The 9,163-nt window shown below is 75.2% G+C and carries 12 protein-coding genes; 4 read left to right on the plus strand and 8 right to left on the minus strand.

The annotated features are described in order from the left end of the window. Positions 1-222: 222 nt before the first annotated feature. A complete protein-coding gene (locus tag AB0G11_RS48455) occupies positions 223-1,347 on the minus strand; it encodes a winged helix DNA-binding domain-containing protein (RefSeq protein WP_357594019.1) in 1,125 nt (374 codons plus the stop codon). Between the two features lie 109 nt (positions 1,348-1,456). Between AB0G11_RS48455 and AB0G11_RS48460 the strand changes: the two genes are divergently transcribed. Continuing rightward, positions 1,457-2,041: a helix-turn-helix domain-containing protein gene (locus AB0G11_RS48460; protein ID WP_357594021.1), complete on the plus strand. Its 585-nt coding sequence runs from the start codon at positions 1,457-1,459 to the stop codon at positions 2,039-2,041. Between the two features lies 1 nt (position 2,042). After that, positions 2,043-2,756 carry an SRPBCC domain-containing protein gene (locus AB0G11_RS48465; protein ID WP_357594023.1) on the plus strand — a complete coding sequence of 238 codons (714 nt, stop codon included), beginning with the start codon at positions 2,043-2,045 and terminating at the stop codon, positions 2,754-2,756. Here the strand turns inward: AB0G11_RS48465 and AB0G11_RS48470 are convergent. The 4 genes from AB0G11_RS48470 to AB0G11_RS48485 are packed head-to-tail and all read right to left on the minus strand — an operon-like array spanning position 2,747 to position 5,425. After that, on the minus strand, positions 2,747-3,289 hold the full coding sequence (locus AB0G11_RS48470; protein ID WP_357594025.1) for a TetR family transcriptional regulator: 543 nt from the start codon (positions 3,287-3,289) through the stop codon (positions 2,747-2,749). The genes AB0G11_RS48465 and AB0G11_RS48470 overlap by 10 nt on opposite strands. Continuing rightward, a complete protein-coding gene (locus AB0G11_RS48475) occupies positions 3,286-3,609 on the minus strand; it encodes a multidrug efflux SMR transporter (RefSeq protein ID WP_219508125.1) in 324 nt (107 codons plus the stop codon). The genes AB0G11_RS48470 and AB0G11_RS48475 overlap by 4 nt, the downstream gene beginning before the upstream one ends. Positions 3,610-3,624: 15 nt before the next feature. Further along, positions 3,625-4,305: a class I SAM-dependent methyltransferase gene (locus AB0G11_RS48480; protein WP_357594027.1), complete on the minus strand. Its 681-nt coding sequence runs from the start codon at positions 4,303-4,305 to the stop codon at positions 3,625-3,627. A 52-nt stretch (positions 4,306-4,357) separates the two neighbouring features. Next, positions 4,358-5,425: an ROK family transcriptional regulator gene (locus tag AB0G11_RS48485; RefSeq protein WP_357594029.1), complete on the minus strand. Its 1,068-nt coding sequence runs from the start codon at positions 5,423-5,425 to the stop codon at positions 4,358-4,360. A 46-nt stretch (positions 5,426-5,471) separates the two neighbouring features. Here AB0G11_RS48485 and AB0G11_RS48490 point away from each other — a divergent pair, with 46 nt between their 5' ends. Next, the gene (locus tag AB0G11_RS48490) at positions 5,472-6,677 is read left to right on the plus strand and encodes an MFS transporter (protein ID WP_219508130.1); all 1,206 of its coding nucleotides are present in this window, start codon (positions 5,472-5,474) and stop codon (positions 6,675-6,677) included. Here AB0G11_RS48490 and AB0G11_RS48495 read toward each other — a convergent pair. From AB0G11_RS48495 to AB0G11_RS48505, 3 genes are all read right to left on the minus strand, one after another. Continuing rightward, on the minus strand, positions 6,656-6,970 hold the full coding sequence (locus tag AB0G11_RS48495; protein ID WP_219508133.1) for a hypothetical protein: 315 nt from the start codon (positions 6,968-6,970) through the stop codon (positions 6,656-6,658). The two genes, AB0G11_RS48490 and AB0G11_RS48495, sit on opposite strands and share 22 nt — an antisense overlap. A 119-nt stretch (positions 6,971-7,089) precedes the next feature. Next, entirely contained in the window at positions 7,090-7,824 is a 735-nt protein-coding gene (locus AB0G11_RS48500) for an amidohydrolase family protein (RefSeq protein ID WP_357594031.1), read from the minus strand. Positions 7,825-7,845: 21 nt separating this feature from the next. Beyond that, positions 7,846-8,310, minus strand: a complete 465-nt coding sequence (locus AB0G11_RS48505; protein WP_357594033.1) for a hypothetical protein — start codon at positions 8,308-8,310, stop codon at positions 7,846-7,848. 137 nt (positions 8,311-8,447) lie between these two features. On the opposite strand from AB0G11_RS48505, the gene AB0G11_RS48510 reads away from it, so the two are divergent. Beyond that, positions 8,448-8,945 (plus strand): SigE family RNA polymerase sigma factor, encoded by a 498-nt coding sequence (locus tag AB0G11_RS48510; RefSeq protein WP_219508137.1) that lies wholly within the window; start codon positions 8,448-8,450, stop codon positions 8,943-8,945. Positions 8,946-9,163: the final 218 nt, after the last annotated feature.

Consider the following 9,163-nt stretch of genomic DNA (forward strand, 5'->3'; position numbering starts at 1 on the left):
GGAGCGCGCCACGCGGCACGCCCGCGCGGGCGCCCGGTCCCGGTGGGCCGGCACGGGCGCGCGGCGGCCTCCGTGCGGCCTCGCCGGCGCGCGGCGGGTGCAGGCGGGACGGGCCCGGGTATGCGGCTGGCCTGCCATCGCGGAACTCCTCGCACAGGGCTGTCCCAGAGGGCGTACCGCCGGATGCCCGGCCTCAAGCCCAAAAACGGGCCAAGAATGCGCCTAGGCGTGCGGACCGACGGTCACCGTGCCGACGGTGAGCCGCGCCCGGGCCTCCAGGATGGCACCCACCCGGTCCACCTGCTCGCGCAACTCGCCGAGCCGGCCCGCGTCCAGCTCGCGCAGCGGCTCCACCGTGACGTCGATCCGCGACCCGGAGCGGCGCTGGTGCCACACCCCGGCCACCTGCCCGTCCACGAGCAGCACCGGGTAGTTGCCCGCCTGCCCGCCCGACAGCGCCCGCCCCGCCGCGGCCCCCGCGTACAGCAGCTCCCTGGGCCGCCCCGCCACCACGTACGCGTCGAAGTACGGCAGCAGCCGCACCCCGGACGGCGGACCGGCCGGGACCTCGGTGTCGCCGGGCAGCACCCACGCCGGGGACCCCTCGAACGACACCTCCTCCAGCCCCGCCGAGGCGAACAGCGCGACGGCCCACGCCTTCGGCGCGCCCAGCCAGCGGGCGAACTGCTCCGGGGTCGCGGGCCCGTACGCGTGGAGGAAGGCGCGCAGCGGCCCGTCGTCGCCGGCGGCGCGCCGGAAGCCCTCCGGCGGGGCGGTGTAGGTGACCTTGCGGCCCCGCGCCGGGCCGAACACGAACGCGCCCCGGTGTGCCGCCACCCCCAGCGCCTGCCGCCAGCGCGGCCACATGCCCTGGAACGCCGGCATCACCAGGTCGCCCGCCCACGGCCCGGTGGCGGCGATCACGGCGTCGCTCAGCTCGTCGATCGTCAGGTGCGTGCCGTCCACCGCCTTCGCGATCGCCGCCACCACCTCCTCGACCTGCTCGGCCGTCATCCCCCTCTCGCCCGGGAACAGGGCGTTCCCGGCGGGCGGCGAGGACAGCATCCCGGTCCACGCGGGCAGGTCGCGGGCGGGCAGCAGGTGCACGGTGCCGCGCGGCCCGTGCGTCTTGACCAGGCTGCGCTCCTCCCACAGCGCCGCACGCACGTCCGCGCGCGTGGCGTCCCGCAGCCGGAGCGCGATCGACAGCTCGGCCGCCGACATCACCTGCGCGTGCGCCCCGCACATGGCCGCGACCATCTCGGCGGGCGTCGCCGCGGCCGGCTCGGCCAGCCCCGCCCTGGCCAGCCGCCGGGCGCTGACCTGACGCCACGTCATCTCCACCATCACGCACTCCTTCGTTCCGTATGCCGCCACCGTAGTGACCAATGCGGAAGGATCGCTTCCGCGATGCGGGCGTTTGACAACTTATTTTTTCGGTGCCATCGTGGGCCCCATGCACGAAGTCGCAGTGATCGAGGACGCCGAGGCGGCCGAGGCGTCGCTCGACCCCATGCGCTCCAGGCTGCTCGCCGAGCTGGTCGAGCCCGGTTCGGCGACGACCCTGGCCGCCAAGGTCGGCCTGGCCCGGCAGAAGGTCAACTACCATCTGCGCACGCTGGAGAAGCACGGCCTGGTCGAGCTCGTCGAGGAGCGCAAGAAGGGCAACGTGACCGAGCGGGTGATGCAGGCCAAGGCCGCGTCGTTCGTGATCTCGCCGCTGGCGCTGGCCGCCGTGCAGCCCGACCCGGCCCGGTCGCCCGACCGGCTGTCGGCGCGCTGGCTGCTGGCGCTGGCCGCCCAGCTCGTCCGCGACGTGGGCGCGCTCATCTCCGGCGCGACCGAGGCGCGCAAACGGGTGGCCACGTTCGCCATCGACGGCGAGGTGCGGTTCGCGTCGGCGGCCGACCGGGCGGCGTTCGCCGAGGAGCTGACCCAGGCCGTCACCACCCTGGTCGCGAAATATCATGACGAATCGGCCGAGGGCGGCCGCGATCACCGCCTGGTCCTGGCCGTGCACCCCTCGGTCAAGGAGGGCTGACATGGGCCACGAGTTCCAGATCCCCCAGGAGGCCCTGGTCGAGGCCACGCCCGAGCAGGTATGGGAGGCCATCGCCACCGGGCCGGGCATCGACGCCTGGTTCATGGGCCGCAACGAGGTGGACGGCGGCGTGGTCCGCACCGCCTTCGGCGGCGCCGCCCTGCCCGGCTCCGTCGTCACCACGGCCGACGCGCCGCACCGCTTCACGCACGGCTCCGAGCCCGCCCCCGACGGGCGCTTCGTCGCCTACGACTTCCTGATCGAGGGCCGCGACCGGGGCAGCACCTCCGTCCGCCTGGTCACCAGCGGCTTCCTGCCCGGCGACGACTGGGAGGGCGAGTACGAGGCGATGTCCACCGGCCTCGCGCTGTTCTTCGCCACGCTCGTCGAATACCTCGGCCACTTCGCCGGCCGGGCCGCCACGCCGGTCACGGAGTTCGGGCCGCCCGTCACCGACTGGCCGCGTGCCTGGCGGACCCTGTACGAGGAGCTCGGCGACCCCCGGCCGGGCGACAAGGTCTTCCTGGAACCCGCCGGTCAGACGGGCGTCGTCTACTTCGCCAACGCCCAGACCCTCGGCGTGCGCACCGGCGCCGGCCTCTACCGGTTCATCCAGGGCCGGGGCGGCTCGATGGTGGCCTCCCACCACCTGTTCGGCGGCCCCGCCGACCCGGGCCCGGCCTGGCGCTCGTGGCTGGAGCGGCTCTACGGCTGAGCCATGAGCGCGGCCAGGGCCCCGGCCAGGGCGTCCTGGTCGAGCGGGTCGTCGTTGACGAGCGCGTGCAGGACGGCGCCGTCGACGAACACAGCGGCCCGGCGCGCCGCCTCGGGGCCGACGTGCGCGGCCAGGACCTCGGTCAGGCCGTCGTTCCACGCCCGGGCGAGCGGCCGCAGCTCGGGCCGGTGCCCGGCGGCGGCGTACATCTCGTTCCACGTCACCATCCGGTCGCGCTCGCGCAGGTAGGCGGCGGTGAGCACGGCCAGCGTGGCCGGCACGTCGGCGGCGGAGGCGAGCTCGCCCGCCCAGCGGCGCAGCCACTCGGCGGTCAGCTCGGCGGCCGCCTCCAGCGCGGCCTCGACCAGGTCGCCGAGCGTCTTGAAGTAGTACGTCGTGGCGCCCAGCGGGACGTCCGCCCGCGCGGCCACCAGCCGGTGCGTCAGCCCGCCCACCCCGACCTCGGGGATCAGGTCGCAGGCGGCTTCGACGATGCGGCGGCGGCGCTCGGCCGGGTTGCGCGCTGCGCTCAATGGGCACCGCCGAGCTGGAGGGTGACCACCCCGGCCACCACGAGCGCGACGCCGATGACCTTGGCCCAGTTCAGCGGCTCGCTCAGGAACAGGACGCCGATGACCACGATCAGCGTGGTGCCCAGCCCCGACCACACGGCGTAGGAGAAGCCCACGCCCAGCCCCCGCGTCAGCGCCTGGGTGAGCATGTAGAACGCGGCGGCGTACGTGGCCAGGCAGCCGAGCGTCGGCCACAGCCTGGTGAACCCCTCGGTCGACTTGAGCAGGCTGGTGGCCAGCACCTCGGCGGCGATGGCGAGGGCGAGGAACAGATAAGCCATGACGGCCCCTCCGGACTAGTACGTCTGTACATGTACAAGCGTACTAGAAAGTTTGCGAGCCCGGACCGCCAGCACCGCCGGGACCGGGCCGCCCGACTCGGCGAACCGCTCCGGCGTCAGCCCCGCCGCAACGAAGGCGTTCAGCAGCTCCGCCACCGGCCAGTGGCTCGCGCCCACCTTCGCCCGCACGCCCTCGCCCGTCCACGACTCCTTCGTCCAGTGCCGGTCCAGGTAGCCGGGGCGGATCACCACGGCCTCCGGGTCGCCCCGGTCGGCGAACCCGCCGCAGAAGCACGGGTGCAGCCCCACGTGCACGAGCACGCCGCCCGGCCGCAGCACCCGGGCCGCCTCGCGCAGCACGGCCGGATAGTCCGGCATGTCGGTGTGCGCCAGCACCGCGACCGCCGCCGGCAGGCAGGCGTCACGGACCGGCAGCTGCGCCGCGTCGCCCCGTACGGCCGGCAGCCGGTCGCGGGCATGCCGCAGCATCCCGGCCGACAGGTCGACGCCCGCCGGGGTCCAGCCCAGCCCGCGCAGCGCCGCCGCGTGCACGCCGGTGCCGCACCCGATCTCCAGGCACGCGCCCCGGCCCTCGCCCAGCAGGTCGCGCAGCACCTGCTGGGCGCCCAGGGGGTCACCGGCGGTCAGGAACACCCCTTCGTACCAGTCCGCGATCTCGTCATAGGCAGCGTCCATCCTCCGAGCCGACCACGCGGGCGGTGGCGCGGCCAGAGGTTCCGCCGACGGCTTACGGCGCGCCGAACAGGTCGTCGCGGGCCGTCGACAGCCCGGTCGCCACGGCGCCGCGCAGCACCGGGTTGTCCTCGATCGCCGTGACCCGCACCTCGACGGGCACCGGCGCGAGCCCCGCCAGCCGGTCGGTCACCAGGGCGGCCAGCTCGCCGCCGCCCGCCCGGCCGACCTCCCCGGCGAGCACGACCAGGCCGGGGTCCAGCAGCGCCACCGCCGGGAACACCGCCGCCGCCACCCGCGCCGCCACCTCGCCGGCCGCCAGCCCGCGCAGGGCCGCGCCGTTCAGCACGTCGCACAGCGGCCCGCCGCCGGCGTCGAGGAAGCCGATCTCGCCCGCGCCCCCGGACACCCCCCGGCGCAGCCTGCCGTCCAGCACCACGGCCGCGCCCACCCCGTCGTCCAGCCACAGCAGCACGAAGTCGGCGCGCCCCGCCGCCGCGCCCTCCCGGTGCTCGGCCAGCGCCGCCAGGTTCACCTCGTTCTCCAGCACCACCGGCCCGTCCAGCCGGGACCGCAGCTCCCGCAGCACGCTGCCGCGCCAGCCCGGCACGTCGTTGAGCCGGGACAGGTCGCCGGTGCGCGGGTCGACCAGGCCGGGCGCGCCGACCACCACCGCGTGCAGGGGCCGCCCCCCGGCCGCCTCGGCCACCGCGCCGGCGACCAGCTCGGCGATGTCACCCGTGTCACCCGTGTCGCCCGTCCTGTTGGCGCCGTCGCCGCCCGACCCCACCCTGCGCCCGGCCGTGCCGGTGGTGGCGCCGGTCAGGTCGGCCACGGTCACGGTGACGGCGTCGCGGCGCACGTCCACGCCGGCCACGTGCGCCCGCCCGGCCACGATCCGGTACAGGCGGGCGTTCGGCCCCCGCCGGTGGCCCCCGGCCTCGCCGCCCGCCTCGATCAGCCCGCTGGCCTGCAGCCGCTCGATCAGGTCGGAGACCGTCGGCCGCGACAGCCCGGTCAGCGCCCTGATCTGCGGCGCGGTCAGCGGCCCGCGCTCCAGCAGCAGGTCCAGGGCCAGCCGGTCGTTGATGGCCCGGGCCGTACTCGGTGTGGCGGTGCGCACGTTGCCCCTCTATTCATTAGGAACCCTGCCTGATAATTTACCTCGCATGAGACACCCCCATCATCGTGCGATCGCCGGGGTCTTCGCGGTCCACGGCGCCGTCGGCGGCAGCCTGGCCACCAGGATGCCGTGGATCCAGGACCACCTCGGCCTCGATCCCGCGGTGCTCGGCCTGGCGCTGCTGTGCCCGGCGCTCGGCGCGCTCGTGGCGATGCCCACGGCCGGGCGGCTCGCCCACCGCTTCGGCGGGCGGGCCGCCACCCGGGCGCTGCTCGCACTGTGGGGGACGGCGCTCGCGCTGCCCGCGCTCGCTCCCGGCCTGCCGTGGCTGTGCGCCGCCCTGCTCGTGTACGGGGCCGCCGCCGGGGCCTGCGACGTGGTGATGAACGCCCAGGGCGTCGTCGTCGAGCGGCGGCTGGGCCGGTCGATCATGTCGGGCCTGCACGGCATGTGGAGCGTCGGCAACTTCGCCGGGGCCGGCGCCGGGGCGGCGGTCGCGGCGGCGGCGATCGACGCGCGGGCGCACCTGGCGCTCATGGCCGGGGCGCTGCTGCTGGCGGGGCTGGCCGTGACGCGCGGATTGCCCGACGTGCGGCCCGAGCCGGGGGAGCAGGCGCCGCCCCGGTTCGCGGTGCCGTCGCGGGCGATCCTGGCGATCGGCCTGGTCGGGCTCTGCGCCACGGTCACCGAGCTGTCCGGGGCGCAGTGGGCCGCCGTCTACACCGTCGAGGTCACCGGTGCGGGCGAAGGGCTCGGCGCGGCCACGTACGCCGTCTTCGCCGCGTTCATGGTCGTCACCCGGCTGTGCGGCGACGCGATCGTGCGGCGGCTGGGGCCGGTGCTCGCGGTGCGGGGCGGGGCGGCGCTCGCCACGGCGGGCGCGCTCGTCGTCGCCACCGCCCACGTCCCTGCGGCGGCCGTGGCCGGGTTCGCGCTCGTCGGCGTCGGGGTGGCGGTCACCGTGCCGCTGGTGTTCGCCGCCGCCGGGAACGCGGGGCCGACACCGGGGCAGGGCGTCGCCGGAGTGGCGACGATCACGTACCTGTCAGGACTGGCCGCGCCCGCCGTCACCGGCTGGGTGGCCGGAGCCACCTCGTTCCCGGTGGCGTTCGGGCTGCTCGCCTGCGTCACGCTCGTCATGGGCGCGGGCGCCGGCGTGCTGCGGCCCCGCCGGGAGCGGGCATGGGCCGGCGCCGGCCTGGAATCCCAGACCGGCGCCGGCGAGGCAGGTCAGTCGCGCCAGCCGTCGTAGCCGTCCCAGCCGCTGTCCTCCCAGCGGTCGGCGTTGTTCCAGCGGCCGAAGTCGCCGTAGTCGCCGCGGTCGTCGTCGTTGTCCCGGTTGTAGTAGTGGTGGTGGCCCTTGCAGGCCTCGAACAGCTTCGAGCCCGCCTTGACCGAGTTGTGGTCGACGTTGAGCCACGAACTGGAGCCTTCGGCGCCGTAGTAGCACACGTTCGAGCTGTCGCTGACGTCCGCCGCGGCCGGACCGGCCATGGCGGCCGCCGCCAGAAGCGCGCCCCCGGCGACGATAAGAATACCCTTCATGATCTCCCCTTGATCACGAACTGCCATTGAGTCGTCACTATACGTATCCATCCGGAGGAGTGATAACACGCCACGCCCAGGCGTCGATTGAGTATTACTCCTGGTCAGATACGCCCAAGTCAGGCCGCGGGCGTCACACGGACGCCCCGGCGCCACACGGCGGAGATCGCGCGGGTGTCCTTGATGTCGCGGGTGGGATCGCCGTCGACGAGCAGCAGATCGGCCAGCAGCCCGGCGGCCACCCGGCCCCGGTCGGTCAGGCCGAAGTGGCGGGCCGGGACGCTCGTGGCGGCGGCCAGCGCCTCCTCCGGCGTGAGCCCGGCCTGCGTGAGCAGCACCAGCTCGCGGTGCATGCCGGCGCCGTGCATCGGCGCGAACATGTTCGCGTCCGTGCCCGCCAGCAGCGGCACCCCGGCCCGGTGCAGCTCGCGGGCGGAGTGCAGGGCGTTGACCGACCCGGCCGTCGGCACCGGGACCGCCGACAGGTCGCGGCCGGGGACCGTCCTGAGCCGCTCGGGCAGCCGGGCGGCCACGCGCGGGTCGCGCACCAGCTCCAGGCCGCTCTCGTCGCCGGTGACGGCCTCGAAGTAGGACAGGGTGCTGACCACGTACACGCCCTGCGCGGCGATCCTGGCCGCCAGGTCCCCGGCCGCATCGCCGCCCGGCGCGGCGTCGCTGACGACGTGGGCCAGGCCGTCGATGCCCGCGTCGAGGGCCACCAGCGCGTCACGCACCGTGACGGCGTGCCCGATCGCCCGCAGCCCGGCCGCGTGCGCGGCCTCCACCAGCGCGGCCACGGTGCCCGGCGACAGCGTCGGCAGGCTCAGGCCGCCCGTCGAGCCGTCGTCGATCACGATCTTCAGGTAGTCGGCGCCCTACTTCAGCCGCGCCTCGACGAACGCCTCGGCCTCGTGCGCCCCCGCCACCGTGTCGAACGGCCCGGCCGCGTCGCCCAGGTGGGCCAGGTTCGCCGCCTCGGCCGCCATGATCTGGCTCGGATGCCCGCCGGGGGCCGTCGCCAGCACGCCGGGGCTGCGGATGTCGGCCACGTCGTCCCGCTCGGCGGCGGCGCGGCGCTGCCTGGCCAGGTTCGACGGCAGGCAGAACATGTCCAGCTCCGTCGTCACGCCGAACGCCACCGCCTGGGCGAGCGCGCCGTCGAAGGCATGGGTGTGCGCGTCGATCAGGCCCGGGAGCAGCGTCTTGCCGGAGCCGTCGACGGTGACGTCCACGGGCGCGCCGTCGGGCTCGGCGATCCGCTCGCCGTCGATGAGCACGTCGGCCCGCTGGACGGTCCGCTCGCCGTCGAAAACCCGGACGCCGGTGATGAGAGTACGCAAGGTGGCCTCCAAAATGATTGGGGGCCTGATAGTAAGATGTCTAACTATTAGGGGTCAAATCGACAGCCTTGTCACCCTGGGCACCCCGCCAGGTGGTGGTTCACCGTGAGAGCGTTTCGCCCCAGGAGAGGAACGACATGGCAGACGGGTTCGCCGAGTACGTCGCGCAACGGCACGAACGCCTGTGCCGCACGGCGTACCTGCTCACCCGGGACTGGGCCGCCGCCGAGGACCTGGTGCAGACGTCACTGGTCAAAGCTTGGGCGGCCTGGCCCAGAATCGACGGCGACCCCGACCGGTACGTGTACCGGATCATCGCCAACACGCACGCCTCCTGGTGGAGGCGGCGCTGGCGGGGCGAGGTGCCCACAGAGGTGCTGCCCGACAGCCGCGCGCACGGCGACATCGCCCGGCCGGTCGCCGAGAGGGCGGCCCTGTGGGCGGCGACCGGCGCCCTGCCCCCGCGCCAGCGGGCGGCGATCGTCCTGCGTTACTTCGCCGACCTGCCCGTGGAGCAGGTGGCCGCCACCCTCGGCTGCTCCACCGGCGCCGTCAAGAAGCATCTGGCCAGAGGCCTGGCGCGGCTGCGGGTGGACCCGGCGGTGCACGACCTGGAACTGGAGGAGATCAGGTGACCCGCTACACCGAGCACGACCTGCGTACGGTGTTCGCCGACTACAGCGACGGCGGCCCCGGGCGGCCGCGCTCACCCCGCCTGGACGAGCTGGTCCGCCGGGGGCGCGCCCGGCGGCGGGGCGCCCCCCCCCCCCCACGGGGGCGGGAGGCGCGGCCGGCGGGCGCCCGCCCCCCGTTTGGGTCCCGGCCGGACAGGGGGCGCCGCGGGGGCCCGGGG

This window comes from Nonomuraea sp. NPDC023979 (assembly GCF_040639085.1).
GTDB classification, from domain to species: Bacteria; Actinomycetota; Actinomycetes; order Streptosporangiales; family Streptosporangiaceae; genus Nonomuraea; species Nonomuraea ceibae.